Annotated in this window: 1 protein-coding gene and 1 pseudogene; both read right to left on the bottom strand. The window is 60.6% G+C overall.

What is annotated here, in order from left to right; all coding sequences use genetic code 11:
- Positions 1-132: 132 nt before the first annotated feature.
- The gene (locus BSG19_RS25610) at positions 133-1,074 is read right to left on the bottom strand and encodes a sugar ABC transporter substrate-binding protein (protein ID WP_092990805.1); all 942 of its coding nucleotides are present in this window, start codon (positions 1,072-1,074) and stop codon (positions 133-135) included.
- A gap of 247 nt (positions 1,075-1,321) precedes the next feature.
- Positions 1,322-1,660, bottom strand: a pseudogene (locus BSG19_RS25605) (LacI family transcriptional regulator); the annotation flags it as partial.

The raw sequence follows: 1,660 nt of genomic DNA, 5'->3' as shown, positions 1-1,660 counted from the left end.
AGAAGTCCGTGGCGTTCCGTCTCTTCGATGACGTGCTTGATCGCTTCGGCAGTGCGGGGACTGACCATAAGGAAACCCTCCAGGATGGGATCGGGGAAGGCGTCGCCGCCTCCCCCTCTGTCGCAAAGAGGATCAGTTCTTCGCCTGATAGTCCTTGAGGTTCGACAGCGTGACGAGTTCGAAGGGAACGTAGCCCTTCTTCTCCACGGTCTCGCCGCGTGCGATCTTCAGTGCGGCATCCACGGCACCACGGCCCTGGCCGGCCGCGTTCTGGAAGACCGAGACATCGAGCTCGCCGGCGGCAATGGAGGCCAAGGCATCCTGGGTCGCATCGATCCCGGCGACGATGACATCATCCATGGCGCGTCCCGACGACTTCAGGGACTGGATCGCGCCGATGGCCATCTCGTCGTTGTTGGCGATCACGGCATCGAACTGGACGCCGGCCGAAAGCCAGTTGGTCATCAGGTCGGAGCCCTGCGTGCGCGACCAGTTGGCGGTCTGCTCCTCGACAATCTTGATGAAGCTGCAATCCGGCGTCGCAAGCACGTCCTTGATGTCCTGCGTGCGCATGCGCGCCGCCTGGTTCGACAGTTCGCCCATCATGACGACGGCCTTCGCCTCGGTCTTTCCGGCAGCCTTCAGCATGCGGCAGACTTCCTTCGTCTGCAGCGTGCCGGATTCCTTTTCGTCGGAGGCGACGAAGGCCTGCTTTTCGGGAAGATCATCGACGTTGACGGGCTGACGGTTGACGTAGACGAGCGGGATGCCGGCGGCAGCCGCAGCCTGTGACAGCGCGACGGTCGCATCGGTATCGACCGGGTTGACGATGATCGCATCGACGCCGGAGGCCACAAAGTTCTGCACCTGGCTCAGTTGCTTGCCGACATCGTTCTGCGCGTCCTCGATCTGCAGCGTGACGTCCTTCAGATCCTTCGAGTAGTCCGTCATGCCGTTGCGAAGAACGGTCAGGAAGTTGTCGTCGAAAAGCGCCATCGAGACGCCGATGGTCTCGGCCGAGGCCGTTGTCGCGAGCATCGTTGCGAGTGCTGTCGCCAGCAAATATTTTTTCATCGGGTTCTCCTCCACTTTATTCGTGTTGCCGCCGTTACGCGGCTGTTTATGGGCATGCGTGTCCGACGCCGCTGGCGAGCCAGCGGCGGAAAAGAAGGATCTTGTTGCGTAAGCGGTGAGCTCCTACCTCGTCACCGCAGGGGGACAATTCCGCAGTCGGCCCGGCGGGTCAACACGTCATGAGAGGGTCAAGCCGTCATTCCTGATAGAAACGTTCTCTTCAGTCTGACATTTTTCTATCATTCACTCATAGACTTTCAGGAACCCAGAGAAGTGCCGGAAAAAAGCGCTGTCCGGGGCTTTCGGCCATGCCGTGCTCGATCGTATGCACCATCGTTGCAATCAGGTCGGTACACAGTTCAACCAGTGGCGTCTGAAAAACGCCCGAGATCCGGCGCTCGAGCAGCGCCTGGCGGGACTCCGGGGTAAGTTCGTTGACGAGGCAGGCGATCTCCTCCGAGCGCTTGCTCTCCGTCAGCGCCTCGATGGCACCCTCCATACCACCCCCCATGCAGTAAACGCCGACGAGATCGGGATGGTGCGACAGCGTATCCATCAGCAGTTCATAGGTCAGCCGCCGGGTTTC

The organism is Rhizobium sp. NFR03 (assembly GCF_900111275.1).
Lineage (GTDB): Bacteria > Pseudomonadota > Alphaproteobacteria > Rhizobiales > Rhizobiaceae > Ferranicluibacter.
This window is presented reverse-complemented; position numbering and strand designations above follow the sequence as displayed.

Bases quoted from the DNA above. Each gene is read 5' to 3' on its own strand.
- BSG19_RS25610 (WP_092990805.1), bottom strand. From the start codon at position 1,074: ATGAAAAAATATTTGCTGGCGACAGCACTCGCAACGATGCTCGCGACA.